Below are 25,948 nucleotides of genomic sequence, written 5' to 3'. Positions count from 1 at the left end.
AGTGAGCGAAACCGACCCGCAAGGCCTGTCGCCGGAGGATTATGCGGCCCTGTGCGGCTTCCTGCGGGAGCGCACCGGCCTGTCCTTCACCGAGGCCAAGCGCTATTTCGTCGACCGCCGCGTTGCCGCCCGCATGCAGGCGGTCGGGGCGACGGATCTGCGCGCCTACATGAACCTGCTGCGCTTCCAGGCGTCGGGGGAGGAGCTTCAGCGGCTCGTCAACCTGATGACGGTGAACGAGACCTATTTCTTCCGCGAGAAGTACCAGTTCGACTGTCTGGTGAATTCCGTCCTCGACGAGCTGGTGCGGGGGCGGCCGAAGGGCTCGCGGCTGCGCATCTGGTCGGCCGGCTGCGCCACCGGGGAGGAGCCCTATTCCATCGCCATCATGCTGCTGGAGAACTGGAGCCGGGTGGACGATTACGAGATCGAGCTGCTGGCCTCGGACATCGACAGCGCGGTGCTGGAACGCGCGCGCGCGGGCATCTATGACGAGCGCGCCCTGCAGGGGTTGCCGGCGCATCTGCGCGCCAAATATTTCCAGCCCCTGCGCGGGGCGGCCGAGGATTGGGGACCGCGCTGGCGGATCGTCGAGGATTTGCGGGACTCGGTCGATTTCTCTCTGGTCAACCTCACCGACCCGCAGCAGGTGCGGGATTTTCGCGGGATCGACGTGATCTTTTGCCGCAACCTGCTGATCTATTTCGACGATCTTGGCCGACGGGAGACGGCGAGCATGTTCCACGATGCCCTGGCGCCGGGCGGCTTCGTCTGTCTTGGCCATTCGGAAAGCATGAGCCGCATGTCCTCGCTGTTCGTGCCGCGCCGCTTCCCCGACGCCATCCTCTACCAGAAGCCGGTCGACGGGGGTGCCGCATGAGCGCAAAGGATACCGGCGGGCCGCGCGTCCTTGTGGTGGACGACGCCGTGACCGTCCGCGCCTTCAGCCGCCGGGTGCTGGAGGGTGCCGGCTTCGTGGTGGACGAGGCGGTGAACGGCATCGAGGGGCTGGAGCGCGCCATGGCCGTCCCGCCCGATCTGGTGATCGTCGACGTCAACATGCGCAAGATGGACGGCTACACCATGCTGCGCGTCCTGCGCCGCGATCCGGCGCTGCGCGACGTGCCCGCCATCATGATCAGCACCGAAGCGAAAGACAGCGACCGCGAGCAGGCCCTGCTGGCCGGCGCCAACTGGTACATCGTCAAACCGCCGCGGCCGGAGGTGCTGGTGGAGGCGGCGCGGCTGCTGACCGGGCAGCCTCTCACCACGGAGGGCGCGCCATGAGCGAGCTGTTCGACCAGTTCGTCGTCGAGGCGCAGGAGCTGCTGGAGACGGCCGGCGGCGCGCTTCTGGCGCTGGAGCGCGATCCCGCCGACCGCGCGTCGGTGGACGAGCTGTTCCGCGCCTTCCACACGCTGAAGGGGGCGAGTGGCCTGTTCGACATGGCGCCCTTCACCCGGCTGGTCCATGCCGGGGAGGACACGCTGTCGCTGCTGCGCGACGGCCGGCGCAGCATGACGCCGGAGTTGGCCGACCGGCTGTTCCGTGCGCTCGACCAGTGCGCCCGCTGGGTGGCGGCGCTGGAGGACACCGGCGCCCTGCCCGCCGACGCGGCACAGGCGGCGGACACCCTGGTCCGCGGGCTGTCCGGGGTGTCTGCGGAGGGGGCGGCCGGTGGCGGAGAGGCCGCCGGGGAGACGGACGCCTTCCCCTGGGTGGCGGCGCTGGCCCGCGAGGACCGGGATGGGGTGGGGATGGCCGGCGCCGTGCTGACCGCCATCGACTACAGGCCCGATCCGGAATGCTTCTTTACCGGCGACGATCCGCTGGCCCTGTTCCGGCGGGTCCCCGACCTGCGGTGGCTCCGGATCGAACCGGCGGAACCGCTGCCGGCCTTGGCGCAGATGGACCCCTACCGCTGCATGCTGCGTTTCCGCGCGTTGAGCGGCGCCGGGGTGGAGGCGGTGACGCCGGCCTTCCGCAGCGTTCCCGATCAGGTGCGGATCGGCAGCGTCACGCTGATGCCTGCTGCGGCGTCCGCTGCGGCGACCGCCATGGCACAGCCTCCCGCCAAGCCGATCGCCATGGCGCCGCCGGGCTCGCTGGCGGCGGCGATGCTGGAGGAGCAGGCGCGCATTCTCGACCTGCCCGGCAGTGCTGCCGAACGCGAGGCGCGCGGCGCCGCGGTGGCGCGTGCGGTCGCCGCGATCCTGACCGCGCTGGGCCGACCGGCCGACCGGGCCGTCGTGGCGGCCGCCTGTGCCGATGCCGGGACGTTGCGCCGCTTCCTGGCCGCCGACCTTCTGGAAAAGGGGCCTCCGGAAAACGGTCCTCCGGAAAAGCCCGCCGTGGCCGAGGCGCGGTCTGCCTCCCCGCGCCGCGCCCTGCGGGTCGAGCCTGAGCGGATGGACGCGCTGATGGCGCTGGTCGGCGAGCTGTCGGTGGTGAAGGGGCAGTTGGGGCCGCTGGTCCGCCGCGTCGGGGACGGCGAACTGGCGCGCGACATGAAGGCGTTCTCCGCCCGGCTGGACAGTCTGGTCGGCGACCTGCGCCATGCGGCGCTGCGCCTGCGGCTGCTGCCGCTCGCCCGCGTGTTCGATCCGCTGCCCCGGCTGGTGCGCGACACCGCCCGCCGGCTGGACAAGACGGTCGAGCTGGTGCTGGACGGGGCGGAGACGGAGGCCGACAAGGACATCCTCGACGTGCTGGGCGAGCCATTGTTGCATCTGGTGCGCAACGCGATCGACCATGGCATCGAGGCGCCGGAGCGCCGTGCCGCCTCGGGCAAGCCGCCGGGCGGCACCTTGCGGGTCCATGCCTTCCAGGACAAGGGTGGGGTGGTGGTGGAGGTGTCGGACGACGGCGCCGGCATCGACCCGGCGGCGATGCGCAAAGCCGCCGTCGCCAAGGGGCTGCTCGCCCCGGATGCCGCCGCGGCGCTCGGCGACGACGAGGCTGTGCGGCTGGTCTTCGCTCCGGGCTTCAGCACCGCCGGCAGCGTGTCCGACCTGTCGGGCCGCGGGGTCGGCATGGATGCGGTGCGCGCGGCGGTGGAACGGGCCGGCGGCCGGGTGGAGATCGCCTCGACCCCCGGCAGCGGCACGCGGGTGCGGCTGTCGCTGCCGCTGACGCTCAGCATCACCCGGGTCGTGGTGGTGGAGGCGGCGGGATCCTTCTATGGCATCCCGGTGGTGGTGGTCGGTGGCGTCCAGCGGATCCCGCGGGCAGAGATCCGCGGGGTGAAGCGGGCGGAAAGCATCGTGCTGCGCGACCGGGTGGTGCCGCTGGTCCGCCTGCGCCGCCTGCTGGGCCAGCCCCCCGACGACGGGGGCGGGCACGGGCGCGGGGGCGGGGCCGACTGCGTCGTGCTTGCCGAACTGAGCGACGGGCCGGTCGCCGTGGCGGTGGACGATGTCGGCGAGCGCGCCGACGTGGTGCTGCGGCCGATGACCGGGGTTCTGCGGGGGCTGCGTGGCTATGCCGGCACGGCGGTGCTGGGCGACGGCCGGCTGATCCTGGTGCTCGATCTGCGGGAGCTGTTGTGATGCCGATCCGTTATGACGCCGACCTCGCCCGCTTCGAGGCCGCCTGCACCGTCGAGGACGCCCTGCCGCTCGCCGAATGGCTGGAGGCGACGGCGGCGCCGCGCGTCGATCTGTCGGCCTGCACCGATCTGCACACCGCACTGCTGCAACTGTTGCTGGCGGCGCGGCCGACGATGACGGCGGGGCCGGAGGACGCGTTTCTGGCGCGCGTCATCTCCCTCCCTGCCACCGGTCCCTGAACACCAGTTCTTCCAAGGGCAGGCGCTTGCGCCAGCCCTTGGTTTCCAACTCCGGCGTCGCTTCGAAATGGGTGACGTGGCCGAGGCAGAGATAGGCGATCGGCACGATCCGCTCCGGGATGCCGAGCGCTTCCCTCAGCGCCTCCTCGTGCAGGATGCTGACCCAGCCGACCCCGAGCCCTTCCGCCCTGGCGGCCAGCCACAGATTCTGGACGGCGCAGACGCAGCTGTAGAGGTCCATCGCCGGCATGTGGGTGCGGCCCAGCACCACCGGGCCGGAGCGCTCGCGGTCGCAGGTGATGCACAGGTTCACCGGCGCCTCGCGGATGCCCTCCAGCTTCAGGCGGCTGTAGAGGCTGCGTCGCTCGCCGTCGAACATCGCCTCCGCCTCCTCGTTGGCGCGGGCGAAATCGGCGTGGATGCGGGACTTCACCTGCGGATCGGTGACGACGATGAAATTCCAGGGCTGCATGAAGCCGACCGAGGGCGCATGGTGGGCGGCCAGCAGGATGCGGGTCAACACCTCGTCCGGAACCGGGTCGGGGCGGAACTGCCCGCGCACGTCGCGGCGGGAAAAGATCGCCTTGTAGAGCGCGTCACGCTCCGCCGCTGTGAAATCCTCCTCCATCGTCACCCCCGCGCGATCAGATGGACGAAGGAGCCCAGCGCCCGCCCGCGCCGGCTGCCGAGCGCGCCCAGGTCGCTGCCGTCCGCCGCGGTCGCCTGCAGCAGCGGGGCGTCGTCGCCGCGGGACAGGGTGGAGGCGTAATGGAACTCATGCCCCATCAGCGGCGATCCTGCCGGTCCCAGCGGTCCGTCGGCCAGCAGCGACGCCCGGCGATAACCCAGATGCAGCCGCCGCTTGGCGAAGGAGGTGCGCACCCCCAGCAGCCCGGTCATCGGGTGGGTGACGCCGTCGGCATCCTCCAGCGTCTCGCCCATCACCATGTAGCCGCCGCACTCGCCATAGACCGGCACCCGCTCCGCCGCCGCGCGCAGGCCGTCGCGGAAGAGGCGGTTGGCGGCGAGACGGCCGGCATGCAACTCCGGATAGCCGCCGGGCAGATAGACGGCGTCCGCGTCCGGCGGCGGCGCCTCGTCGGCCAGGGGGGAGAAGAAGCGCAGCTCCGCGCCCGCCGCCTGCCAGCCGGCGGTCAGGTGGGGATAGACGAAGGTGAAGGCGGCATCCCGCGCAATGGCGATGCGCTGGCCCGGCGGCGGCAAGGCCGGAGCGTCGCTGCCGCGCCCGGCCTTGGACGGCTTGGCCAGGGCGAGGGTGCGGTCGAGATCGACATGCTCGGCGATGAAGCGGCCGAGGGCGGCCAGCCGGTCGGACAGCCCCTCCGTCTCGTCGGCCTGGACGAGGCCGAGATGGCGTTCGGGCAGGCTGAGGTCCGGCGCGCGCGGCAGGGCACCCAGCAGAGGGATGCCCAGCGCCTCGATGGCGGTGCCGGCCAGGGACGTGTGGCGCGGGCTGCCGACATTGTTCAGCACGACGCCGCCGATGGTCACGTCGTCGCGGTAGGTGGCGAAGCCCTTCACCAAGGCGGCGGCCGACTGCGACTGACCCTTGGCGTTCACCACCAGCAGGACCGGCCAGCCGGTGCGCGCCGCGATTTCCGCCGTCGACCCGGTGCCGGTGGCCCCGACGCCGGCGACGCCGTCGAACAGGCCCATCAGCGCCTCGCAGACCAGCAGATCGGCGCCCTCGGCGGCGCGGGCGGCCAGCCCATCCAGCAAATCCGGCCCCATCGCCCAGCTGTCGAGATTGACGCTGGGCCGGCCGGTGGCGGCGCGGTGGAAGGCCGGGTCGATGTAGTCCGGCCCCGACTTCACCGCCCCCACCGCCACGCCGCGGGCGCGGAGCGCCGCCAGCAGGCCGAGCGTCAGCGTCGTCTTGCCGGTGCCGGAGGCCGGCGCCGCGATGATGATCCCCTTAGTCATTTGTCCCTCTGGCATGCTGAAGCGCCGTCTGGGCCGGCAGCCATTCCAGCGCCGGGCGCAGCCGCACCACCTCGCCGACCACGATGATGGCCGGCGGCTCCAGCCCGCTCGCCGCCAGATCGGCGACGCAGGTGCCGAGGCTGGTGACGAGGCTCTTCTGGTTGGCGGTCGTCGCCTCCGTCACCACGCCGACGGGGGTGTCGGCGGACAGGCCGCCGGCCATCAGCTCCGCCGCGATGGTCGGTAGCGCCTTCCAGCCCATATAGAGGATCAGCGGCGCCTTGGTGGCTGCCAGCGCCCGCCAGTCCGGCCCGCCGCCCAGCGAATGGCCGGTCGCCAGGATCACCGCCTGGTTGGTGTCGCGGTGGGTCGCCGGGATGCCGGCATAGGCCGGGCCGGCGATGCCGGACGTGATGCCGGGCACGATGCGGAAGGGGATGCGCTGCGCCGCCAGTGCCTGCGCCTCCTCGCCGCCGCGGCCGAAGACGAAGGGGTCGCCGCCCTTCAGGCGGAGGACGCGGTGCCCCTCCTTCGCCAGCTCGATCAGGCGGTTGGTGATGTCGTCCTGATGGGCGGAGGGGCGGCCGCCGCGCTTTCCGGCGAACTCCAGCCTTGCCGACGGGCTGGCGAGCGCCATGATCCGTTCGTTAACGAGCGCGTCATGGACGATGACGTCGGCTTGCCTTAGACCTTGCAGCGCCAGCAGGGTCAGCAGGCCGGGGTCGCCGGGGCCGGACCCGGCCAGCCAGACGCTGCCGGGGGCGAAGGGAACCAGGACGCTTTCGGGAATGGACGACTCAAACGACATGAACGCGGACTCGGGCTCGGAGAAGACGGAAGGCGGTGCGGAGGATGCTACACCCTTGCGCCGCGGCTGGACGACGGGAACCTGTGCGACCGCCGCGGCGCGGGCGGCGGCGGATGCCCTGTTCGGCGGGGAGTTCCCCGACCCGGTGACGGTGACCCTGCCTGGCGGCCAGACCCCGGCCTTCGCCCTGGCGGTGACCGAACGGGGCGAGGGGGCTGACGGCTCGCCGGGCGAACTCCTGGGCGGACCCTGGGCCGCGGCCGGCATAATCAAGGATGCCGGCGACGATCCCGACGTGACCCATGGCGCGCTGGTGCGGGCGCGGGTGTGGCGCGGTGCGCCCGGCAGCGGCGTGACTTTCCGCGCCGGTCCCGGCGTCGGCACCGTGACCCTGCCCGGCCTGCCCTTGGCCGTCGGCGAGCCGGCGATCAACCCGGTGCCACGCCGCATGATCGCGCAGGCGGTGGGCGAGGCCGCCGCCGCCGCCGGCCAGCCGGCCGATCTGGTGGTCGAGGTCGGGGTGGAGAATGGCGAACTGCTCGCCAAGCGCACCATGAACGGGCGGCTCGGCATCCTCGGCGGGCTGTCGATCCTGGGAACCACGGGGATCGTCGTGCCCTATTCCTGCGCTGCCTGGATCGCCTCGATCCAGCGCGGAGTCGACGTGGCGCGGGCGGCCGGGCTGGCCCATGTCGCGGCCTGCACCGGCGATCTGTCGGAAAAGGCGGTGGTGGCGCGCTATGGCCTGTCGGAACAGGCTCTGCTCGACATGGGCGATTTCGTCGGCGGCACGCTGAAGTACCTGCGCCGGCACCCGGTGCCCCGCCTGACGCTGTGCGGCGGCTTCGCCAAGTTCGGCAAGCTGGCGCGCGGGCTGATGGATTTGCACAGCAAGCGCCATGCTGTCGATTTCGACTGGCTTGCAGACCGGCTTACCGATCTCGGCGCCGGGCCGGAACTGGTTGCGCAGGCGCGCGGCGCCAACACCGCGGTGCAGGTGCTGGGCATGGCGGACGCCGCCGGCTTGGCCCTGGCCGACCATGTGGCCGAGCTGGCGCGCCGTGCCGCGCAGGAGGTGCTGGAGGACGCGCCGGTCGCGGTCGAGGTGCTGGTCACCGACCGCCAGGGGCGCATCGTCGGTGAGGCTCACTCCCCCGACTCCTGGCCCAGCCCCCGGTAACGCCGCACATGGCTGCCGTCATAGAGCGCGCTGCACCGGAATTCCTCATGGCCCAGCGCCGGGCCGACCAGGATCAGCGCGGTCCGTTCCATCGGTGAGGCCGCGACCTGCGCGGCGATGTCGGCCAGCGTGCCGCGCAGCACCCGCTCGTCCGGCCAAGTGGCGCGGTAGACCACCGCCGCCGGGCAGTCGGCGCCGTAGAGCGGGGTCAGCCGCTCCACCACCCGGTCGATGACGTGGATCGACAGGTGGACCGCCAGCGTCGCGCGTGAGGCGCCCAGCACCTCCAGCGTCTCGTTGGCCGGCATCGCCGAGGCGCGGCCCTCGGTGCGGGTCAGGATCAGCGTCTGGCTGACCTCCGGCAGGGTCAGTTCCCGCCCCAGCGCGGCCGATGCGGCGGCGAAGGCCGGCACGCCGGGGGTGATGGTGTAGGGGATGCCCAGCTCCCGCAGCGCGCGGGTCTGCTCACCCAAGGCGCTGTAGACCGACAGGTCGCCGGAATGCAGCCGCGCCACGTCCTGGCCGGCGGCATGAGCTGACTGGAACTCGGCGACGATCTCCTCCAGCGTCAGCGGCGCGGTGTCGACGATCCGCGCGCCGGCCGGCGCATGGGCGATGATCTCCTTCGGCACCAGCGAGCCGGCATAGAGGCAGACCGGGCAGCGCGCGATCAGGTCGCGGCCGCGCAGGGTCAGCAGGTCGGGAGCGCCCGGTCCGGCACCGATGAAATGGACGGTCATGAACGGGTCCCCAAGAATGCATCAGACGTGAGAGCGACGGCAGGCAAGGCGAGCGCCACGGTGGCGCGGGGGGTGGAGCGGCGCGGCAGCAGCAGGCGCGATCCCGGCCCGGCGGCGGCCAGTGCGGCCGCTTCCGCGACGGAGGCCAGCCCGACCGCGGCCAGCACGGTGGAGGAGCGGGTGTGGACGCGGTCCTGCGCCGCCAGCATCGCCTCCTCATCGATGAAGCGCAGCGGCAGGCCGAGCGCGCGGGCCGCTTCGGCCAACCCCGCCTCGTCGGCCTTCATCGCCGGGGCGGCCAGCGCCGCCAGCTGGCGCGCGGCGTCGGGCAGGGCCGCCTCGTCGAAAGCGGCGGCGACCAGATTGGCGATCTCCTCCCAACCGCAGCCGCGGCGGCAGCCCAGCCCGACAAAGACCGGGCCGAACAGCAGGGCATCGGGCGTCAGGCGGTCCATGCGCCCTCCCCATAAGGCTTTTCGGCTCGCCACAGCGTGACCGGCATCGACGCGCGCCAGCCGCGGAAGCCGCCGACCGCCGCGGCGCGGGCCACCGAAATCTGGGTCAGCTCGCCGCCCAGCCGCTTGTGCGCGTCGAACAGCACGGCCTCGCTTTCCAGCGTCACCGCATTGGCGGCGATCCGGCCACCTGGGGTCAGGGCGTCCCAACAGGCGGCCAACAGGCCATCCGCCGTCAACCCGCCGCCGATGAAGACGGCGTCCGGCCGCTCCAGACCCTCCAGCGCGGCCGGCGCCTTGCCGCGCGCCAGCGTCAGGCCGGGTACGCCGAAGGCGGCGGCGTTGGTCAGGATGCGGGCGATCCGCTCCGGGTGATGGTCGACGGCGATGGCGCGGTTGGCCGGATCGCGCAGCATCCATTCGATGCCGATCGAGCCCGACCCGGCGCCGACGTCCCACAGCAGCTCCCCGCGGCGCGGCGCCAGGAAGGACAGGGTGACGGCGCGCACCTCGCGCTTGGTGATCTGGCCGTCATGCTCGAACCAGTCGTCGGGCAGGCCGGGCGCCAGCGGCAGGATGCGGGCGCCGGGGGCGGCGACGCACTCCAGCGCGATGGTGTTGAGGTCGGCGGTGCGCTCGGTCGTCCAGCCATCGGCGGTGGCCTCCAGCCGGGCCTCGCGCGGGCCGCCCATCGCCTCCAGCACCGTCAGGCGCGAGGCGCCGAAGCCGCGGGCGTGCAGCAGGGCGGCTAGCCTGGCCGGGGTCGTTCCGTCCCAGGAAAGAAGCAGAAGCTTGGCATTCGGTTGCAGATGCGGAACGACCTGCTCCAGAGGGCGGCCGTGAACGGTCAGGCAGCTGCAGTCCTGCAACGGCCAGCCCAACCGGGATGCGGCGAGGCTGAAGGCGGAAGCCGCCGGGATCACCGTTATTTCCGTAGCCGGAACGAGTCGCGACAGGGTGGCGCCCACCCCGTACCAGGACGGATCGCCGCTCGCCAGCACGCAGACCCGCTGGCCGCGGCGGGCGAGCAGGCCGGGGAAGGCATCGGTCATCGGCGACGGCCAGGGCAGCCGTTCCTGCCCCGCAACGACCGGCACGAGATCGAGATGGCGGCTGCCGCCATGGAGGATGGCCGCGCTTTCCACCGCCGCACGGGCAGCAGGCGACAAACCGTCCCAGCCATCCTCGCCGATGCCGACGATGCTGAGCCAGCGGGCCGTTCCCATGCTATCCATGGCACCGATCCTGACGGGTGGGGAGGGGGAGTTGGTCAAGGCGCTGATTTTGGGCGGCACGACGGAGGCGACGGCGCTGGCCAAGCGGCTCGCCGGCCATTCGCGCATCGACGCCCGTGTGTCGCTGGCCGGCCGCACGAAAAACCCGGTGCTGCCGCCGCTGCCGACTCGCATCGGCGGCTTCGGCGGGGTGGAGGGGCTGGCCGAATACCTGCGCGCCGAGGGCATCGGGGCGGTGATCGATGCGACCCATCCCTTCGCGGACCAGATCTCCGCCAATGCCGCCGCGGCCTGTGCGCGGGTCGGCGTGCCGCTGCGTCTCCTGACCCGGCCGGCCTGGGCGGCGGGGGCGGGCGACCGCTGGATCGGCGTGCCGGACATGGCGGCTGCGGCGCTGGCCTTGCGCGGCCTGGGCGACACCGTGTTCCTGACCATCGGCCGGCAGGAGGTCGCGGCCTTCGAGGCGATGCCGGACAAGCGCTACCTGATCCGTGCCGTCGATCCGCCGGAGCCGATGCCGACCCTGCCGCGTATGAGCCTGATCCTCGACCGCGGGCCGTTCACCGTCGAGGGCGAACTGGCGCTGATGCGCGGGCAGGGGGTGGAGGTGGTCGTCAGCAAGAACAGCGGCGGACGCGCCACCGACGCGAAGCTGGAGGCTGCACGCCGGCTCGGCCTGCCGGTGGTGATGGTGGAACGGCCGACCGGCAACGGCGTGGCGGAACTGCACGACGTGGAGGACGCGGTGGGGTGGCTGGAAGGCATGTAAGGCGTGACTTTCCGAGGATCCTCGCCGCGCATCCCCCTCACCCAGCCCTCTCCCCGGGGGGAAGAGGGTTACTCGTTGCGGGTTGGTCGTCACACCCATCCTCACCCCCGGTAATGCCGGGGGGTGTAGACCCAGCGCCCACCGTCCGGCCGCGCCACGAACCGCGTGTGCGAGCCGCCGATGATGACCAGTGTGCGCATGTCGGCCTGCTCTGCCCGCACCTCGCCCAGCGTCGTCACCGTCAGTTCCTCGTCGGGACGGCCGACGGCGCGGCCCAGCACGATGGGCGTCTCGGGCGCGCGGATGTCGCGCAGGGCGTCGAAGGCGGCGCCCAGCTGCCAGGGCCGGGCCTTCGAAATCGGGTTGTAGAGCGCGATGACGAAATCCGCCTCCGCCGCCAGACGCAGGCGCCGCAGCACCACCTCCCACGGCTTCAGATTGTCGGACAACGAGATGGCGCAGAAATCATGGCCGAGCGGCGCGCCGGCCCGCGCGGCGGCGGCCTGCATGGCGGAAACGCCGGGATCGACCGACAGCGGCACCGCATGCCACGCTTCGGGCGCGTCCGGATCGTCCAGCGCCTCGAAGATGGCGGCGGCCATGGCGAAGATGCCGGGATCGCCGCCCGACACCACCGCCACCCGCCGGCCCTGCGCCGCCAGATCCAAGGCAAAACGTGCGCGGTCCAACTCCACCCGGTTGTCGGAGGCGTGGCGCACCTGATCGCTTGGCGGCACGCGCTCGACATAGGGGAAATAGCCGACGAGATCGGTCGCCTCGGCCAGATCGCGCCGGGCTTCCGGCGTCAGCCAGTCCTCGGGGCCGGGACCCAATCCCACCACTTTCAACCAGCCATTGCTCTCGGGGCCGCTCATCCGCGCTTGCCCTCGCCCGGAATGACGATCTGCGAGAAGTAGGGGGCGACGTCCGGCGCCTCCAGGAAGGGCATGAAGCGTTGCTCGTCCATGCTGGCGCGCTCGACATACCAGGCCCGTTCGGCCAGCCCGGCGGCGGCGATGGCGCGGCGGACCTTGGGCAGGTTCTGGCCCAGCTTCATCACCACGCAGGCATCGGCGGCGGTCAACGCGCGGACCAGCGCCGCCTCGTCCAGCGTGCCGGGGATCACCGACAGCACGTCGTCGCGCAGCATCAGCGGGCGCGGCAGCAGCGAGGCGCTGCACACCATGCTGGTGACGCCGGGAATGACCTCCGCTTTGAAGCGGCTGGACAGACGCAGGAACAGGTGCATGAAGGAGCCGTAGAAGAAGGGGTCCCCCTCGTTGAGGGCGGCGACCGAACGGCCGGCGGCGAGATGCTCCGCGATGCGGTCTGCGGACTCGTCGAAGAAGGCTTCGATCTGGCGGCCATAGTCCGGGTGGGTCGGCGGCAGTTCCACCGTTACCGGATAGACCATCGGCAGCTCGATCTGGTCGGGCCTGATCGCCTGATCGGCGATGCGGCGGGCTTGCCCACGGGTGCCGCGCTTGCAGAAATAGGCGACGACCGGGCAGGTGCCGATGGTGCGCACCGCCTTCAAGGTCATCAGCTCCGGATCGCCGGGGCCGACGCCGACGCCGAACAGGGTGCCCAGGTTGGGAGGATTGGAAATATCGCCGCTCATTCGACGTCGCTCGCCAGCGCGTTGACGGCGGCGGCGGCCATGGCGCTGCCGCCGCGCCGGCCGCGGATCGCCAGATAAGGCACGCCGAAGGGGTTTTCCGCCAGTGCCTCCTTGCTCTCCATCGCCCCGACGAAGCCGACGGGGAAGCCGAGGATCGCCGCCGGCTTCGGCGCGCCGGCCGCCAGCATCTCCAGCAGGTAGAACAGGGCGGTCGGCGCGTTGCCGATGGCGACCACCGAGCCGCCGAGCCGGTCGGCCCACAGGTCGAGCGCCGCTGCTGAGCGGGTGTTGCCGATGGACTTGGCCAGATCGGGCACGGCGGCGTCGCGGAGCGTGCAGACCACGGCGTTGCCGGCCGGCAGGCGGGCGCGGGTCACGCCATGGGCGACCATTTCGCTGTCGCAAAGGATGGGCGCGCCGGCGCGCAGGGCCGTGCGGGCGGCGCTGCCGACATCTGAGGAGAACAGCAGATCCTGGGCGGCATCGACCATGCCGCAGGCGTGGATGACGCGCACCGCCACCGGCTTCAGCTCGTCGGGAATGGCGGTCAGGTCGGCCTCCGCCCGGATGGTGGCGAAGGACTGGCGGTAGATGGCCGCTCCGTCGCGGATATAGTCGTAGAGCGGCTCAGGCACCGGTGGACTCCTCGGTCAACAGATCCGCGACGCGGGCCACGGCGTCGGCGGGGGACAGGCCGGTGTACGGGGAAGCGTCACCGGGTTTTGCGTTCAGGGCGACGTCATACACCCCGTCGCGGGCGGTCAGGGTGACATCGGCGATGGCGGGATGGGCGCAGCCCTTGGCGCAGCCCGACACATGCACCATTCGCACCGGGTCCAGCAAGGGGCCTGCGCGCTCGGCGATGGCGAGCGCCGTCGCATGGGTGTCGGTGGTGCCGACATCGCAGCCGCCGGCGCCGCTGCAGGCGGTCAGCTTCAGCCGACGGTCGCTGTGGGACAGGATGGCGCCGTGGGTGTGGGCGACGGCCTCGGCGTCCTTGGAGGGAGCGACGAGGATGAGGGCGCGCCAAGGGGTGATGCGGATCTCGGCGCAGGCGGAGGCGAGGGCGGCGAGGGTGGCCGTGGTGAGGCGGCCGAAGGGGAAGGCGGTGGTGAGGAAGGATGGCGCCTCCCCAACGCGGGATTCCTTCTCCCCCCTGGGGAGAAGGTTAGGATGAGGGGGTTCGGCATCGCCGAAGACATCCATGAGGTGCGTCCCCCTCACCTTGATCCTCTCCCCGGGGGGGAGAGGAGAAATCAGGCGGGAGAGGCGCGCTCCTATCTCTTCAATTTCAATCGCCGCGACCAACCCCGCCATGCGGCGTGGCGGCTCCGGCAACTCGGTGCGCAACTCCAAAAAGGCCCGCCCCAGCGCCGACGCCACATCCGCAACGTCCTCCGCCCGGCAAAGCCCCAGAGCTGCCGCCGTCGCCAGCGTCCCGCCCAAGGACACCCGGAACCGTTCGCCATCCACCGCGTCGAAGCGTACGTCCGTGCTGCTGTCCGCCAGATGACCGATTCCGCCGCCGCAGACCAGCCAGCCGAACTTTGGCGGCAGGCGATGCAGAGCCGTATCCACCGCCAGCCGCGCATCCAGCGTACGCGCCACCCCCTGTACGTCCATCGGCGCGGTGCGGTCCAGCCCCGCGGTGGGGGAGCACAGCACGTTGCGCACCGCCTCGCTCGCCGCATCGACGGAGACGTACTCCATGCCGCGCAGAGCTTCGGTCACCGGCTCGAGCCCGTCGGCAGCGATGCCGCGCAGTTGCAGGTTGCCGCGCTGGCTGAGGTCGATCAGGCCGTTGCCGTAACGACTTCCCAGCTCCGCGATACGGCGTGCGTGATCGGCAGGCAGCACGCCGGCCGGAACGCGGACACGCAGCAGGAGGCCGTCGCCGACCTGCATCGGCGCCAGCACGCCGGGGCAGGCGCCGCGGCGCCGCGGCTGGGTGGCGACAGGGCTCGTCATGCGGCGATCTCCCGCAGGCGCCGCAGATCCTCCGCGGTGGAGTTGCGGCGGGGATGCCACAGGCCGCGGTCGAGCGCCTCGCTCATGCGCGCCAGAATGTGCCGGGCGGCGGCAGGGTTGTCCTGCGACAGGAAGTCCCACACCTCTGCATCCTCGACGTACGCGTCGAACAGCTGGTCGAAATGGGCGGGACGTACGGCGTCGGTGGTGGCGGCGAAGGCGAACAGGGTGTCGACGCTTGCCGCCAGTTCCGCCGCCCCGCGATAGCCGTGGCGCATCATGCCCTGGATCCAGCGCGGGTTGGCCGCCCGGCCGCGCAGGGTGCGGGCGATCTCCTCCGCCAGGGTGCGGATGGCGAGCTTGTCGGGATCGGCGCTGTCGAGATGGTAAAGCGCCGGTTCGGAGTCCTCCAGCGCGGCAGCCGCGGCGAAGCCGCCCTCGAACTGCATGAAACCGTCGGTGGACAGCACGTCGTGTTCGCGCTGGTCCTGATGGTGGACCAGGGCGTCGGCACCGCCAACCCGGCGGCGGAACAGGGCCGGCAGCGGAACCCCCTCCAGCCCGGCGCCATAGGCGTGGCAGCCGCCCTCCAGATAGGCGGCGCCGAAATCGGCCCGCGCGGTCCAGTCGCCGCGCACGATCATGCCGGACAGCGCCGTGCCGTAGATGCCGGGGGCGGCGCCGAAGATGCGGGCGGTGGCCCAGCGGCGGGCGTCCGCCGCCTCGGTGCCCGAAGCGGCGAGGCGCTGTTCCTCGGCCCGCGCGGTGGCGGCCAGCGGGTTGGTGTCGTCGGGCTCGTCCAGCCCGGCAACGGCGCGCACCGCTTGGTCAAATAGGGCGATCTGCTGCGGGAAGACGTCGCGGAACAGGCCGGAGATGCGCAGCGTCACATCCACCCGCGGACGGCCCAGCACGCCGGCTGGCATGATCTCGTAGCCGGTGACGCGGCCGGAGCCGTTCTCCCAGATCGGGCGAACGCCGAGCAGGGCCAGCGCCTGGGCCAGCTCGTCGCCGCCGGTGCGCATGGCGGGGGTGCCCCAGCAGTCCACCACCAGCCGGCGCGGCCAGTCGCCATGGTCTTGGAGATAGCGGGTGATCAGCGCATCCGCCGCCTGCCAGCCGAGAGTCCAGGCGGTCGGCGTCGGCACGCCGCGCGGGTCGAGCGCATAGAGGTTGCGGCCGGTCGGCAGCGTGTCGGCCCGGCCGCGCGCCGGCGACCCGCCGGGACCGGGGCGGACAAAGCGGCCGTCCAGCCCGTCGAGCAGCGCCCGCATCTCCGCCTCGCCGCAGGCATCGACTGCCGTGGCAACCGTCGCCGGATCGGCGGAGCGGGCCACAGCGGCGGTCAGCCGGTCGCGGCGCTCGCCGTCCGGGCTGTGGCCGAAGACATGCAGGCCGTCGCGGATCTGCATCTCCTTGATGTCGCAGAGATGGGCGTCCAGCCGCGACAGGATGGCGTCGGGATCGTCGTCGGGCCGCAAATTGCAGTCGGCGGCGACGCCGGATTTCCAGGCGAGGTCGAGGATCGTCTCGCGCAGCATGCCCAGCCGGCGCGGGTCGAGCCCGGTCGCCTGCGAATATTCGTCGATGGCGGTTTCCAGCGAAGCGAGATCGCCGTGGAGACCGGCCTCCACCGGCGGCGGGGTCAGATGGCCGATCAGCACGGCCCCCAGCCGGCGGCGGGCCTGCACCCCCTCGCCGGGGTTGTTGACGATGAAGGGATAGAGAGTCGGCAGGGCGCCGCCGACGATTTCCGGCCAGCATTCCGCCGACAACGCGACCGCCTTGCCGGGCAGCCATTCCAGCGTGCCGTGGGCGCCGATCTGCACCAGCGCATGGATGCCGACGGCATGGCGAAGCCACAGGTGGAAGGCAAGATAGCCGTGGCTGGGCGGGGTGTCGGGATCATGGTGCTGGGCGGTGGTCAGAGGCCCGTGGCCGCGGCTGGGCTGCACCGCCACAAGGGCATTGCCGCAGGGCAGGGTGCGGAAGGCGAAGGCACCGTCGCGGCAGGCCGGGTCGGCAGCGGGCTCGCCCCAGGTCTCGGCGATGCGGGCGCGCAAGCTCGGCGGGGCCAAGCGCAGATAGTCGGCGAGCGGCAGTATCGGGGTGGGGGCGCCGGTGAGGGCTGCCATCAGATCGGCGCCACTGTCCGGAACGGCGGACAGGCTGTAGCCCTCGGCGGACAGGCGCTGGAGCATCGCCACGGTGCTGGCCGGGCTGTCGAGTCCGACGGCATGGCCGATGCCGCCGCCGGGGCCGGGATAGTCGGACAGCACCAGCGCGACCCGCCGCTCCGCCCGCGGGGTGCGGGACAGGCGGACCCAGCTCGCCGCGAGGTCGGCGGTGAAGGCGACGCGGTCGGGGATCGGGCGCAGGGCCGGGGCGGAGAATTGCAGGTCGGGGTCGGGCTCCCCCGCCGTCTTGAAGGCGATGGCGCGGGCGATGATGCGGCCGTCCATCTCCGGCAGCACGACATTCATCGCGAGGTCGGACGGCGCCAGCCCGCGCGAGGATGCCTGCCAGCCGGCTTCCGGCGTGGTGGCGAGGATGGCTTGCAGAACCGGGCTGCCATTGGCCTCCAACGGCGAACCGTCCTCGCGCGCCGCCGAGAAGGCGGTGGTGTTGACGACGACGGTGGCGTTCTGCGCGATCAGGCTGGCGCGCATCCAGGCGGCGCAGTCCGGCTCCTTCAGGCTGGCGACGAACAGCGGCCGGGGGGCGAGGCCACGCGCGGCCAGTGCGTCGCACAGGGCATGGACCGGGGCGAGGTCGCCGGCCAGCAGGTGGGAGCGGTAGAACACCACCGCCGCGACCGGCGAGTCGGCAGCGGCGGGGCCGGTCCAGCCGTCGTAAGCGCCGAAGCGCGGGACGGGAGCCGGGTCCTCATAGGACAGCGGCGTGCCGGCCAGCGTCGCGGCGCAGGCCAGCAGATGGCCGATGTTGGCCGGACCGCCCTCGGTGAAATAGCGCCACAGCCGGTCGGCGGCATCCGGCGGAACGGTGCCGTAGGCGGTCAGGTTCGGGTCGGGCTGCGCCTCTCCGGAAAGGACGGCGAGCGGGATGCCGCGGTCGCGGCAGAGGGCGGACAGCCGGTCGAGTCCATAGCGCCAGTAACCGCTGCCGCCGAGCAGGCGCAGGACGACCAGCTTGGCCTTGGCGACGACGGTGTCGGCGTAGAGATCGACCGACAGCGGATGGCCGAGCCGGTTGAGGTTGGCGAGGCGCAGGCTGGGCAGCTGTCCTGGCAAACGCCCATTGCCCGCCCGCCATGCGGCGGCGAGCGCGGTCAGGTCGCTGTCGGAAAAGGACAGCATGACGAGGTCGGCCGGCGTCTGCCCCAGATCTTCCGCCTGGGGGCCGGCGTCCAGTTCGTCCTGGCGGGCGGCAAGCAGGTGCATGGTTCGATGTCCAGGGGCGTTTGCCCCCTCCCCCCTCGAAAACGGTGAAGGTCAAGGAGGGGGCGGACGCCGCAATACCCTAACTCTTACCCGAAACTCTTACCCGACAACCGCCCGCGTCACCGCATCGCGGTCCAGCCCGGTCTCGCCGATCACCACCAGCCGGCTGCGGCGCTCCTCGCCCGGCTTCCACAGCCGGTCATAGTGGGTCTGGATGCGGGTGCCGACACCCTGGACCAGCAGGCGCATCGGCTTGCCGGGCACGTCGATGAAGCCCTTCAGGCGCAGAACGCCATGCAGGCCGGCGACCTTCTCCAGCGTCATCGCCAGGGCGGCCGGGTCGGGCTGCGCCGGCAGTTCCACCACGAAGCTGGTGAAGTCGTCGTGGTCGTGGCCCTCTTCGTCGTCATGGTGGCTGGGACGGTTGGCGAGATCGTCTTCCACCGCCGCACCGACACCGAGCAGAACCAGCGGATCGACCGCACCCTGGGAGGCGCGGACCAGCTTGGCGTCGCGGCCGACCGTGTGGGCGAGGGCGCCGCGGATCAGTTCCTCGACACGGGCGAGGTCGCCGTCGGCCAGCAGATCGGTCTTGTTGACGACGATCAGGTCGGCGCAGAGCAGCTGGTCCTCGAACACTTCCTCGATCGGTGTCTCGTGATCGACGGTGCCGGCGGCGTCGCGCTGTGCCTCCAGCGCTGCGGGATCGGGGGCGAAGCGGCCCTCCGCGGCGGCGGCGGCGTCCACCACGGCGATGACGCCGTCGACCGTGACCCGGGTCTTGATCGCCGGCCAATTGAAAGCCTGGACCAGTGGCTTGGGCAGGGCGAGGCCACTGGTCTCGATCACGATATGCTCGGGCGGCTCCGGGCGGGCCAGCAGCTTCTCGATGGCCGGGACGAAGTCGTCGGCGACGGTGCAGCACAGGCAGCCGTTCGCCAGTTCGATCACGTCGTCTTCGGTGCAGGTCGGGCTGCCGCAGGCGCGCAGGATGTCGCCGTCGATGCCGACATCGCCGAACTCGTTGATGATCAGCGCCAGCCGGCGGCCGTCGGCCTTTTCAAGCAGGCCGCGGATCAGCGTGGTCTTGCCGGCGCCGAGGAAGCCGGTGATGATGGTCGCCGGAACCTTGCCGGCGGCCGTTTTTGCAAGAGCGGACATGGGATGGAGCCTCCTTAACGCGCGCCGGGCTGGACCCGCAGGGCCGGACGCGATTCGGCCGGTTCGACCACGCCGCTCATCAGCCAGCCGCAGACGGAGCCCAGGATCGCCCAGAACAGGGCGGCGGACCCGAGCGAGGCGGTGACGAAGCGGGCGGCCAGTTCCGCAGGAACGGCACCCTCGGCGCTTTCCGGATGGGGGGCGCCGATCAGATGGGGCAGCGCTGCAGCCAGAATGGCGACGGCGATGACCAGACGGTTGCGGGCGAAGGCGAGGGCGGCGATGCCGACGCCGGCACCGGCCGCGGCGGACAGCCACCAGAGCTGACGCAGCTCCAGCTCCGCCCCGGCCATGCCCGGCAGTTCCGGCGCCAAGCCGAAGGACGGGGCCAGCGAGACGGCGACGAAGCCGCCCATGCCCCAGACCAGCCCACGGCGGGCATCGACCGGCCGGCCGGCCAGCAGGATCGCGGCCGCCAGCAGCAAGGCATAGGCGACGCCGGCGATCAGGTTGGCGGCGATGGTCAGGCCGATGCGCTGCATCGCCTCGTCCAGCGTGACCGGCACGCCTTCGCCGACCTCGCGCACGGGGCCATGCTGGTGGCCTTCCGCGTGGCTGGCGGCCGGAGCGGTAGTCGTAGGCGCGGCGGTTGCGGGAGGCGGAGTCACCACCTCGTATTTCTCGGCTTCGAGGATCAGCGGGACGGTCGTCGCCTGCTGAACGACGGAAGCGGCCGTGCCGGAGAGCACGCCCGCGACCAGAGCGGCTGTGAACAGCCGCCGGATCAGATCCATGACCCGCTGCTTAGTGGCAGGGGAACGCGAAGGAGTGACGGGCGTCGTGCGCCGCGTCGTGGATCTGCTGCGGCTGGGCGAAGCCGACGCCGTACAGCAGGAAGCTGCCCAGCAGGATCGCGGCGAAGGCGGCGACCGCGGTCTGGGCGGCGCTGCGGGTCGCGGAACCGGCGGCAGTGTTAATCAAGCGGGCGGTCATCGAAGGCATCCTTGTTCTCCCGCCACACCCGGCGGGGTTGGAAAAGGTCGGTCAAGTCCGCCGGCAGGTTTCCTGGCTCGCGGGTCGTCGCATCGCCGTCCGCCTTCCCGGCCGCGGAGGGCCAGTGGCATGATGGACGGGATGCTCGCCGCTTACAGTTGCGGGGGCAGCCGCGGCATTGGCGCTTCCGGGGATCCCGAAAAGCTCCGCACCGCATTCCCTATTATCCCCGCCGCCCGTCAGGACGGGCAGGGCACCGTCGGACGGTCACCATCGCAGTGCCGCGCCCGTTTGGCAAGCCCGCAATAAGGCGTCTGCCACACGGACGATCTTGCGTGCCGACACTTTGGATGCTGTCATGTTTTGCAGACAGAGTGTCCAGGGATCCGACACTTTCCGACGCTAAGGAGGGGGAGGGCAGGACGGGCGGGGCAGCGAACGCCTGGGAGAAACCCGCGGAGAAACAATGGGGCCGGCGGCCCGGCCGAAGCGAACCCGCATGTGGCATGCTTCGTGCGTACAACAATCGGTGAAACGTCCCGCCGCACGGCGGCCGCCGGGCATATGCCCGGGACATAAGGACGAACGGGAGGAGAATTCGCGACCGATGAACGCCGCACCGAACGACGACATCATTCTGGAAGCGCGCAACCTGACGAAGGAGTTCAAGGGGTTCGTGGCGGTGAAGGAGGTGAACCTTCAGGTTCGCCGCGGCACCATCCACGCGCTGATCGGCCCGAACGGCGCCGGCAAGAGCACGGTGTTCAACCTGCTGACCAAGTTCCTGACACCCACCCGCGGCCAGATCCTCTACAAGGGCCGCGACATCACCCGCACCAAGCCGGCCGACATCGCGCTGATGGGGCTGGTCCGCTCCTTCCAGATCTCGGCCGTCTTCCCGCATCTGAGCGTGCTGGAGAATGTCCGCGTCGCGCTGCAACGGCCGCTCGGCACCAGCTTCCATTTCTGGAAGTCCGAATCGTCGCTCCACGACCTGCACGACCGGGCTTTGGAGCTGATCGAGGCGGTCAACCTCACCCCCTGGGCCGGCCACACCGCCGCCGAGCTGCCCTATGGCCGCAAGCGCGCGCTGGAGATCGCCACCACGCTGGCGCTCGACCCGGAGGTGATGCTGCTCGACGAGCCGCTGGCCGGCATGGGCCATGAGGACATCGAGGGCACGGCGGCGCTGATCAAGCGCGTCGCCGCCGACCGCACCGTGCTGATGGTGGAGCACAATCTGTCGGTCGTCGCCCACCTGTCGGACACCATCACCGTGCTCCGCCGCGGCGAGATCCTGGCGGAGGGGCCGTACGAGGTCGTCTCCAAAAACCCGCAGGTGATGGAAGCTTATATGGGCACGGGGGGGACCGGACATGCCTGACGGCGCGATGACCAAGACTGCGATGCTGGAGATCGCCGACCTGCACGGCTTCTATGGCGAGAGCCATGTGCTGCACGGCGTCAGCCTGGAGGTGAGGCAGGGCGAGGTAGTGACGCTGCTGGGCCGCAACGGCGCCGGCAAGACCTCGACCATGCGCGCCATCATGGGCATCATGGGCAAGCGCACCGGCTCGATCCGCTTCCAGGGCACCGAGCTGATCGGCATGGCACAGCACAAAATCCCGCGGCTCGGCATCGGCTATGTGCCGGAGGAACGCGGCATCTTCTCCTCGCTCAGCGTGGACGAGAACCTGACGCTGCCGCCGGTGGTCAAGGAGGGCGGGATGACGGTCCCGCAGATCCACGACCTGTTCCCCAACCTGAAGGGCCGCGGCTCGACGCAGGGCACGCGCCTGTCGGGCGGCGAGCAGCAGATGCTGGCCATCGCCCGCATCCTGCGCACCGGCGCCACCCTGATCCTGCTGGACGAGCCGACCGAGGGGCTGGCCCCGGTCATCATCGAGCAGATCGGCGTGGCGGTGCGAGCGCTCAAGGCACGCGGCTTCACCATCGTGCTGGTGGAGCAGAATTTCCGCTTCGCCGCCACCATCGCCGACCGCCATTACGTGATGGAGGAAGGCCATGTGGTGGACATGATCCCCAACGACCAGCTCCACGCCAACATGGACAAGCTGCACACCTATCTCGGCGTGTAGGCGCTCCAGCCCCCGACATCGCCGGCACCGACGCCGCTCCACCCCTCTTCCAGGGCCGGGGCGGCGAAGCGCCGGATCCGTGCCCGATCACGGCAGAGGGACCCACGACGGGACCCGGCCGACAACAAAAACCAAGAGGGAGAGACCTTCCGATGCGCACGCTTCTTCTCGCCGGCACCGCCCTGCTGACGCTCGCCGGGACTGTCGTTCCGGCTTCCGCCCAGGTGTCGGACAACGTCATCCGCATCGGCGTGCTGAACGACCGTTCCGGCATCTACGCCGATCTGGCCGGCGAAGGCTCCGCCATCGCCGCGCGGATGGCGGCGGAGGAGTTCGGCAACAAGGTCGCCGGCGCGCCCGTCGAGATCATTGTCGCCGACCACCAGAACAAGGCCGACATCGCCGCCTCGAAGGCGCGCGAGTGGGTCGACACCGGCGGCGTCGACGTCATCGCCGACGTGCCGAACTCCGCCGCCGCCCTGGCGGTGCAGGGCATCACCAAGGACAAGAAGCGCATCTTCCTGATGTCCGGTCCGGGCGCCACCGCGCTGAGCGGTGCGCAGTGCAGTCCCTACGGCTTCCAGTGGACCTACGACAACTACGCCATGGCCGCCGGCACCGGCCGCGCGCTCTATGAGCAGGGCAAGAAGAAGTGGTTCTTCGTGACCGCCGACTATGCTTTCGGCCAGTCGCTGGAGGAGGAGACCACCAAGATGGTGAAGTCGCTCGGCGGCACCATCTCCGGCTCGGTGCGCCATCCGCTCGGCACGTCGGACTTCTCGTCCTTCCTGTTGCAGGCGCAAGGCTCGGGCGCCGACGTCATCGGTCTGGCGAATGCCGGCGGCGACACCGTCAACGCGGTCAAGCAGGCCGCGGAGTTCGGCATCACCCAGTCGGGCCAGAGCCTGGCCGGCCTGCTGATGTTCATCTCCGACGTGCATGCGCTGGGCCTGCAATCGGCGCAGGGGCTGATGTTCACCGAAGGCTTCTATTGGGATCTGGACGACCAGACCCGCGAGTGGTCATCGAGGTTCGAGGCCAAGGCCGGCAAGAAGCCGACCATGGTGCAGGCCGGCGTCTATTCGGCGGTCAAGCACTACCTGAAGGCGGTCGAAGCGGCGAAGACCGACGACGCCGACAAGGTATCCGCCAAGATGCGCGAGCTGCCGGTCGAGGACATGTTCGCCAAGAAAGGCAGGATCGCCGCCAACGGCCGCATGTTCCACGACATGTATCTGGCCCAGGTGAAGACCCCGGCCGAATCGAAGGGGGCCTGGGACTATTACAAGATCGTCAAGACCATCCCAGCCGACACCGCCTTCATGGATCCCAAGCAGAGCGGCTGCCCGCTGGTGAAGTGAGGGGCGGTGAAGTAGGGCGTTAAGCGGTCGTCCGGTCCCGCCCGCCCATGGGGTGGGGCCGGAGGATGGCAATCGACGGCCACCCAATCCAAAACAAAAAACAACAACCCAAAAAACAACAACCACGAACCGGGAGAGACGCGGAGATGTTCAGCCTGCTGGGTGTTCCGCCCCAAGTGTTGTTCGGGCAGCTTCTGCTCGGACTGATCAATGGTTCCTTCTATGCGCTGCTCAGCCTCGGGCTGGCGGTGATCTTCGGCATGTTGAACGTCATCAACTTCGCCCATGGCGCGCTCTACATGGTCGGGGCCTTCGTGGCGTGGCTGCTGCTGACCTATGCCGGGATCGGATACTGGGGGGCGCTTATCGTGGCGCCGCTGGTGGTCGGGCTGCTCGGCATCGCGCTGGAAAAGTCGATGCTGTCGCGGCTCTACAAGCTCGACCACCTCTATGGCCTGCTGCTGACCTTCGGTCTGGCGCTGATCCTGGAGGGGGCGTTCCGCCACCAGTACGGTGTGTCGGGCCAGCCCTATCCGATCCCGGACGCGCTGAAGGGCGGGCAGAATCTGGGCTTCATGTTCCTGCCCAACTACCGCGCCTGGGTCGTCGTCGCCTCCCTCACCGTCTGTTTCGGCACCTGGTTCGCCATTGAGCGGACGAAGCTTGGCGCCTATCTGCGGGCGGCGACGGAGAACCCGACGCTGGTGCAGGCCTTCGGCATCAACGTGCCGGTGATGGTGTCGCTGACCTACGGCTTCGGTGTGGCGCTGGCCGGGCTGGCCGGCGTGCTGGCGGCCCCGATCTATCAGGTGTCGCCGCTGATGGGCACCAACCTGATCATCATCGTCTTCGCGGTGGTGGTGATCGGCGGCATGGGCTCGATCCTGGGCGCCATCGTCACCGGGCTGGGGCTGGGGCTGCTGGAGGGGCTGACCAAGGTCTTCTACCCGGAGGCCTCCAACATCGTCGTGTTCGTCGTGATGGCGATCGTTCTTCTCATCAAGCCCGCGGGCCTCTTCGGACGGGAGCGCTGATCCATGAGCGTCGCCAGCAATTCCACCCCCGTTGCCTTGCGCGGACCGGCCACCGGCACGGCCCTGATCGCCGCCGCCCTGCTGCTGGCCGCGGTCGCCGCACCCTTCGTGCTCTACCCCGTCTTCCTGATGAAGGTGCTGTGCTTCGCGCTGTTCGCCTGCGCCTTCAACCTGCTGATCGGCTTCGCCGGCCTCTTGAGCTTCGGCCATGCCGCCTTCTTCGGCGGGGCGGCCTACATCGCCGCCCACACGGTGAAGGTCTGGGGCTGGGCGCCGGAGTTCGGGCTGATCGCCGCCACCGCGGTCGCCGGGCTGATGGGGCTGGTCTTCGGCCTGATCGCCATCCGCCGCCAGGGCATCTATTTCGCCATGATCACGCTGGCGCTGAGCCAGATGGTGTTCTTCCTGGCGTTGCAGCTGCCCTTCACCCACGGCGAGGACGGCATCCAGGGCGTGCCGCGCGGCACCCTGTTCGGGCTGTTCGACCTCAGCCAGCCGCTGACCATGTACTACACGGTGCTGGCGATCTTCGTCGCCGGCTTCGCCCTGATCTGGCGCACTGTGCATTCGCCCTTCGGGCAGGTGCTGAAGGCGATCCGCGAGAACGAGCCGCGCGCCGTCTCACTCGGCTACCGCACCGACCGCTACAAGCTGGTCGCCTTCGTGCTGTCGGCCTCGCTTGCCGGTCTTGCCGGCGGCACCAAGGCTTTGGTGTTCCAGCTCGCCAGCCTGACCGACGTGACGTGGCAGATGTCGGGCGAGGTGGTGCTGATGACGCTCTTGGGCGGCATGGGCACTTTGTTCGGGCCGGTGGTGGGTGCCGGGCTGGTGGTGACGCTGGAAAGCTATCTCGCCTCCACCAGCCTGCCGGTGCCGGTGGTGATCGGCTGCATCTTCGTCGTCTGCGTGCTGGTCTTCCGCCGCGGCATCGTCGGCGAGCTGTTGGCCCGCCTGCCGAAGCGGGGGCACTGACCCCCGCCGGCCGTTTCCGCGGTACTTCCGACACGACTTCCGGCAGAACTCCCGACAGAACTCCCCCAGGGGGGACCGAAAGGTCCCCCTCTTTTTCCTCATCCCCTCACCCGCCCCTCACCCGCGTGGGTTGAAAATCCGGAAATCACGAAGGGGTATGGCGGAGGATGTAGAGAACAGGTCCGGGTTGCCTTTTTAAAAAGCGCGCCTGCGAGCCGTTCCGTAAAGGTCTGGTCTGATGAACGGGTGCGGATGACCGCGCGCACCCGCCCGATCCTGTGCGCCTTCCCTTTAATCCGACGGATGGGCTACTATGTTGACCTCTGATATTGTTGGCAAATTGCGCTGCAACGCAGCAGACCCCAAAGCGGGCATCGCAAGGGGCCTCGACACCGGGACGACGAAGATCGGTCCCGTTTG

At 70.6% G+C, this 25,948-nt stretch carries 25 protein-coding genes and 1 riboswitch; of the genes, 11 read left to right on the top strand and 14 right to left on the bottom strand.

Annotated features, from left to right (window positions below):
- Position 1 precedes the first annotated feature (1 nt).
- Genes ABNQ40_RS08035 through ABNQ40_RS08020 form a run of 4 tightly spaced genes read left to right on the top strand, consistent with a single transcriptional unit; the run spans position 2 to position 3,787 of the window.
- Positions 2–880 (top strand): CheR family methyltransferase, encoded by an 879-nt coding sequence (locus tag ABNQ40_RS08035; RefSeq protein ID WP_391346041.1) that lies wholly within the window; start codon positions 2–4, stop codon positions 878–880.
- Positions 877–1,287 (top strand): response regulator, encoded by a 411-nt coding sequence (locus tag ABNQ40_RS08030; protein ID WP_391346040.1) that lies wholly within the window; start codon positions 877–879, stop codon positions 1,285–1,287. Before ABNQ40_RS08035 ends, ABNQ40_RS08030 begins: the two co-directional genes overlap by 4 nt.
- The gene (locus tag ABNQ40_RS08025) at positions 1,284–3,548 is read left to right on the top strand and encodes a chemotaxis protein CheA (protein WP_109050384.1); all 2,265 of its coding nucleotides are present in this window, start codon (positions 1,284–1,286) and stop codon (positions 3,546–3,548) included. Before ABNQ40_RS08030 ends, ABNQ40_RS08025 begins: the two co-directional genes overlap by 4 nt.
- Positions 3,548–3,787 carry a hypothetical protein gene (locus ABNQ40_RS08020; RefSeq protein ID WP_109050385.1) on the top strand — a complete coding sequence of 80 codons (240 nt, stop codon included), beginning with the start codon at positions 3,548–3,550 and terminating at the stop codon, positions 3,785–3,787. Before ABNQ40_RS08025 ends, ABNQ40_RS08020 begins: the two co-directional genes overlap by 1 nt.
- Here the strand turns inward: ABNQ40_RS08020 and bluB are convergent.
- From bluB to cobA, 3 genes are read right to left on the bottom strand one after another with little or no spacing between them, the layout of a single operon-like run.
- Positions 3,759–4,415 carry a 5,6-dimethylbenzimidazole synthase gene (gene bluB / locus ABNQ40_RS08015; RefSeq protein ID WP_109050386.1) on the bottom strand — a complete coding sequence of 219 codons (657 nt, stop codon included), beginning with the start codon at positions 4,413–4,415 and terminating at the stop codon, positions 3,759–3,761. The two genes, ABNQ40_RS08020 and bluB, sit on opposite strands and share 29 nt — an antisense overlap.
- Positions 4,416–4,417: 2 nt before the next feature.
- Positions 4,418–5,731 (bottom strand): cobyrinate a,c-diamide synthase, encoded by a 1,314-nt coding sequence (locus tag ABNQ40_RS08010; protein WP_247879848.1) that lies wholly within the window; start codon positions 5,729–5,731, stop codon positions 4,418–4,420.
- The gene (gene cobA / locus ABNQ40_RS08005; protein ID WP_109050388.1) at positions 5,724–6,539 is read right to left on the bottom strand and encodes a uroporphyrinogen-III C-methyltransferase; all 816 of its coding nucleotides are present in this window, start codon (positions 6,537–6,539) and stop codon (positions 5,724–5,726) included. Before cobA ends, ABNQ40_RS08010 begins: the two co-directional genes overlap by 8 nt.
- Here cobA and ABNQ40_RS08000 point away from each other — a divergent pair.
- A complete protein-coding gene (locus tag ABNQ40_RS08000; protein WP_109050389.1) occupies positions 6,538–7,719 on the top strand; it encodes a cobalt-precorrin-5B (C(1))-methyltransferase in 1,182 nt (393 codons plus the stop codon). The genes cobA and ABNQ40_RS08000 overlap by 2 nt on opposite strands.
- On the opposite strand, the gene cobM is transcribed toward ABNQ40_RS08000, so the two are convergent.
- Genes cobM through cbiE form a run of 3 tightly spaced genes read right to left on the bottom strand, consistent with a single transcriptional unit; the run spans position 7,686 to position 10,140 of the window.
- Positions 7,686–8,459: a precorrin-4 C(11)-methyltransferase gene (gene cobM / locus ABNQ40_RS07995; protein ID WP_109050390.1), complete on the bottom strand. Its 774-nt coding sequence runs from the start codon at positions 8,457–8,459 to the stop codon at positions 7,686–7,688. The genes ABNQ40_RS08000 and cobM overlap by 34 nt on opposite strands.
- A complete protein-coding gene (locus ABNQ40_RS07990) occupies positions 8,456–8,914 on the bottom strand; it encodes a cobalamin biosynthesis protein (RefSeq protein ID WP_109050391.1) in 459 nt (152 codons plus the stop codon). Before ABNQ40_RS07990 ends, cobM begins: the two co-directional genes overlap by 4 nt.
- Positions 8,902–10,140: a precorrin-6y C5,15-methyltransferase (decarboxylating) subunit CbiE gene (gene cbiE / locus ABNQ40_RS07985; protein WP_109050392.1), complete on the bottom strand. Its 1,239-nt coding sequence runs from the start codon at positions 10,138–10,140 to the stop codon at positions 8,902–8,904. The genes ABNQ40_RS07990 and cbiE overlap by 13 nt, the downstream gene beginning before the upstream one ends.
- A gap of 7 nt (positions 10,141–10,147) precedes the next feature.
- Here cbiE and ABNQ40_RS07980 point away from each other — a divergent pair, with 7 nt between their 5' ends.
- Entirely contained in the window at positions 10,148–10,918 is a 771-nt protein-coding gene (locus tag ABNQ40_RS07980; protein WP_391346033.1) for a cobalt-precorrin-6A reductase, read from the top strand.
- Between the two features lie 101 nt (positions 10,919–11,019).
- Here ABNQ40_RS07980 and cobJ read toward each other — a convergent pair whose 3' ends face one another.
- The 8 genes from cobJ to ABNQ40_RS07940 all read right to left on the bottom strand — a co-directional run bounded on the left by cobJ (position 11,020) and on the right by ABNQ40_RS07940 (position 20,062).
- Positions 11,020–11,793 (bottom strand): precorrin-3B C(17)-methyltransferase, encoded by a 774-nt coding sequence (cobJ, locus tag ABNQ40_RS07975; protein WP_109050393.1) that lies wholly within the window; start codon positions 11,791–11,793, stop codon positions 11,020–11,022.
- Complete coding sequence (locus tag ABNQ40_RS07970) at positions 11,790–12,539, bottom strand: precorrin-2 C(20)-methyltransferase (protein WP_109050394.1); 750 nt, start codon at positions 12,537–12,539, stop codon at positions 11,790–11,792. Before ABNQ40_RS07970 ends, cobJ begins: the two co-directional genes overlap by 4 nt.
- Positions 12,536–13,174 (bottom strand): precorrin-8X methylmutase, encoded by a 639-nt coding sequence (locus ABNQ40_RS07965; RefSeq protein ID WP_109050395.1) that lies wholly within the window; start codon positions 13,172–13,174, stop codon positions 12,536–12,538. The genes ABNQ40_RS07970 and ABNQ40_RS07965 overlap by 4 nt, the downstream gene beginning before the upstream one ends.
- The gene (cobG, locus tag ABNQ40_RS07960; protein ID WP_109050396.1) at positions 13,167–14,507 is read right to left on the bottom strand and encodes a precorrin-3B synthase; all 1,341 of its coding nucleotides are present in this window, start codon (positions 14,505–14,507) and stop codon (positions 13,167–13,169) included. Before cobG ends, ABNQ40_RS07965 begins: the two co-directional genes overlap by 8 nt.
- The gene (gene cobN, locus ABNQ40_RS07955) at positions 14,504–17,908 is read right to left on the bottom strand and encodes a cobaltochelatase subunit CobN (RefSeq protein ID WP_109050397.1); all 3,405 of its coding nucleotides are present in this window, start codon (positions 17,906–17,908) and stop codon (positions 14,504–14,506) included. The genes cobG and cobN overlap by 4 nt, the downstream gene beginning before the upstream one ends.
- Positions 17,909–18,007: 99 nt before the next feature.
- The gene (cobW, locus tag ABNQ40_RS07950) at positions 18,008–19,069 is read right to left on the bottom strand and encodes a cobalamin biosynthesis protein CobW (RefSeq protein ID WP_109050398.1); all 1,062 of its coding nucleotides are present in this window, start codon (positions 19,067–19,069) and stop codon (positions 18,008–18,010) included.
- A gap of 14 nt (positions 19,070–19,083) precedes the next feature.
- A complete protein-coding gene (locus tag ABNQ40_RS07945; protein WP_109050399.1) occupies positions 19,084–19,863 on the bottom strand; it encodes a CbtA family protein in 780 nt (259 codons plus the stop codon).
- 10 nt (positions 19,864–19,873) lie between these two features.
- The gene (locus ABNQ40_RS07940) at positions 19,874–20,062 is read right to left on the bottom strand and encodes a CbtB domain-containing protein (RefSeq protein WP_109491003.1); all 189 of its coding nucleotides are present in this window, start codon (positions 20,060–20,062) and stop codon (positions 19,874–19,876) included.
- Between the two features lie 44 nt (positions 20,063–20,106).
- Positions 20,107–20,338, bottom strand: a riboswitch (cobalamin riboswitch).
- Positions 20,339–20,669: 331 nt separating this feature from the next.
- Here ABNQ40_RS07940 and ABNQ40_RS07935 point away from each other — a divergent pair.
- The 5 genes from ABNQ40_RS07935 to ABNQ40_RS07915 all read left to right on the top strand — a co-directional run bounded on the left by ABNQ40_RS07935 (position 20,670) and on the right by ABNQ40_RS07915 (position 25,528).
- The gene (locus ABNQ40_RS07935) at positions 20,670–21,446 is read left to right on the top strand and encodes an ABC transporter ATP-binding protein (RefSeq protein WP_377811920.1); all 777 of its coding nucleotides are present in this window, start codon (positions 20,670–20,672) and stop codon (positions 21,444–21,446) included.
- Positions 21,439–22,161 (top strand): ABC transporter ATP-binding protein, encoded by a 723-nt coding sequence (locus tag ABNQ40_RS07930; RefSeq protein ID WP_391346025.1) that lies wholly within the window; start codon positions 21,439–21,441, stop codon positions 22,159–22,161. The genes ABNQ40_RS07935 and ABNQ40_RS07930 overlap by 8 nt, the downstream gene beginning before the upstream one ends.
- A gap of 152 nt (positions 22,162–22,313) precedes the next feature.
- Entirely contained in the window at positions 22,314–23,522 is a 1,209-nt protein-coding gene (locus ABNQ40_RS07925) for an ABC transporter substrate-binding protein (RefSeq protein ID WP_109047764.1), read from the top strand.
- A 146-nt stretch (positions 23,523–23,668) separates the two neighbouring features.
- Positions 23,669–24,556, top strand: coding sequence for a branched-chain amino acid ABC transporter permease (locus ABNQ40_RS07920; RefSeq protein ID WP_376965767.1), 888 nt, complete (start codon positions 23,669–23,671; stop codon positions 24,554–24,556).
- 3 nt (positions 24,557–24,559) lie between these two features.
- A complete protein-coding gene (locus ABNQ40_RS07915) occupies positions 24,560–25,528 on the top strand; it encodes a branched-chain amino acid ABC transporter permease (RefSeq protein ID WP_391346020.1) in 969 nt (322 codons plus the stop codon).
- Positions 25,529–25,948: the final 420 nt, after the last annotated feature.

Source organism: Azospirillum sp. A23, assembly GCF_042938965.1.
Classification (GTDB): domain Bacteria; phylum Pseudomonadota; class Alphaproteobacteria; order Azospirillales; family Azospirillaceae; genus Azospirillum; species Azospirillum melinis.
Note: the sequence above shows the minus strand (reverse complement) of the source record. Positions and strands in the feature narration are given on the sequence as shown.

Coding starts and splice junctions, on each gene's coding strand:
- ABNQ40_RS07940 (WP_109491003.1), bottom strand. CDS start 20,062: ATGACCGCCCGCTTGATTAACACTGCCGCCGGTTCCGCGACCCGCAGC.
- cbiE (WP_109050392.1), bottom strand. CDS start 10,140: ATGGGAACGGCCCGCTGGCTCAGCATCGTCGGCATCGGCGAGGATGGC.
- ABNQ40_RS07970 (WP_109050394.1), bottom strand. CDS start 12,539: ATGAGCGGCGATATTTCCAATCCTCCCAACCTGGGCACCCTGTTCGGC.
- cobN (WP_109050397.1), bottom strand. CDS start 17,908: ATGCACCTGCTTGCCGCCCGCCAGGACGAACTGGACGCCGGCCCCCAG.
- ABNQ40_RS08000 (WP_109050389.1), top strand. CDS start 6,538: ATGAACGCGGACTCGGGCTCGGAGAAGACGGAAGGCGGTGCGGAGGAT.
- ABNQ40_RS07920 (WP_376965767.1), top strand. CDS start 23,669: ATGTTCAGCCTGCTGGGTGTTCCGCCCCAAGTGTTGTTCGGGCAGCTT.
- ABNQ40_RS08025 (WP_109050384.1), top strand. CDS start 1,284: ATGAGCGAGCTGTTCGACCAGTTCGTCGTCGAGGCGCAGGAGCTGCTG.
- ABNQ40_RS07980 (WP_391346033.1), top strand. CDS start 10,148: ATGGCACCGATCCTGACGGGTGGGGAGGGGGAGTTGGTCAAGGCGCTG.
- cobM (WP_109050390.1), bottom strand. CDS start 8,459: ATGACCGTCCATTTCATCGGTGCCGGACCGGGCGCTCCCGACCTGCTG.
- ABNQ40_RS07945 (WP_109050399.1), bottom strand. CDS start 19,863: ATGGATCTGATCCGGCGGCTGTTCACAGCCGCTCTGGTCGCGGGCGTG.
- cobA (WP_109050388.1), bottom strand. CDS start 6,539: ATGTCGTTTGAGTCGTCCATTCCCGAAAGCGTCCTGGTTCCCTTCGCC.
- ABNQ40_RS08020 (WP_109050385.1), top strand. CDS start 3,548: ATGCCGATCCGTTATGACGCCGACCTCGCCCGCTTCGAGGCCGCCTGC.
- cobW (WP_109050398.1), bottom strand. CDS start 19,069: ATGTCCGCTCTTGCAAAAACGGCCGCCGGCAAGGTTCCGGCGACCATC.
- ABNQ40_RS07935 (WP_377811920.1), top strand. CDS start 20,670: ATGAACGCCGCACCGAACGACGACATCATTCTGGAAGCGCGCAACCTG.
- ABNQ40_RS07990 (WP_109050391.1), bottom strand. CDS start 8,914: ATGGACCGCCTGACGCCCGATGCCCTGCTGTTCGGCCCGGTCTTTGTC.
- ABNQ40_RS07930 (WP_391346025.1), top strand. CDS start 21,439: ATGCCTGACGGCGCGATGACCAAGACTGCGATGCTGGAGATCGCCGAC.
- cobJ (WP_109050393.1), bottom strand. CDS start 11,793: ATGAGCGGCCCCGAGAGCAATGGCTGGTTGAAAGTGGTGGGATTGGGT.
- ABNQ40_RS08030 (WP_391346040.1), top strand. CDS start 877: ATGAGCGCAAAGGATACCGGCGGGCCGCGCGTCCTTGTGGTGGACGAC.
- ABNQ40_RS07915 (WP_391346020.1), top strand. CDS start 24,560: ATGAGCGTCGCCAGCAATTCCACCCCCGTTGCCTTGCGCGGACCGGCC.
- ABNQ40_RS07925 (WP_109047764.1), top strand. CDS start 22,314: ATGCGCACGCTTCTTCTCGCCGGCACCGCCCTGCTGACGCTCGCCGGG.
- ABNQ40_RS08010 (WP_247879848.1), bottom strand. CDS start 5,731: ATGACTAAGGGGATCATCATCGCGGCGCCGGCCTCCGGCACCGGCAAG.
- cobG (WP_109050396.1), bottom strand. CDS start 14,507: ATGACGAGCCCTGTCGCCACCCAGCCGCGGCGCCGCGGCGCCTGCCCC.
- bluB (WP_109050386.1), bottom strand. CDS start 4,415: ATGGAGGAGGATTTCACAGCGGCGGAGCGTGACGCGCTCTACAAGGCG.